Below are 240 nucleotides of genomic sequence, written 5' to 3'. Positions count from 1 at the left end.
CTCAAACAGTCCAACGGCTGCTTACCAAACATTATCAAAAACTTAACGTGCATGAGCCTGAACAAACATCTTATCAAAACTGCTATACATTTATTTATTTTTTAAAACATGGAGAAAATTATTATAAAATGGCTGATACAGCCCCGATCATGATCAAACCGGTTTTAGCTTTTTACGGCATCAGCCAGCTGATAAAGGCACTGCTTCTGACAGTCGATGCTCATTATCCTTCCTCTTCAG

General features: G+C 37.9%; 1 protein-coding gene. It reads left to right on the top strand.

The window, feature by feature from the left end; genetic code table 11:
- A partial coding sequence (locus ABS784_RS17265) for a YaaC family protein (RefSeq protein WP_352513435.1) occupies nucleotides 1–240 on the top strand: 240 nt, incomplete at both ends.

The sequence above is a fragment of the Geobacillus sp. G4 genome (genome assembly GCF_040327975.1).
Lineage (GTDB): Bacteria > Bacillota > Bacilli > Bacillales > Anoxybacillaceae > Geobacillus > Geobacillus thermoleovorans.
The sequence above is the reverse complement of the archived record's forward strand: the minus strand, read 5'-3'. Positions and strand labels throughout refer to the sequence as shown.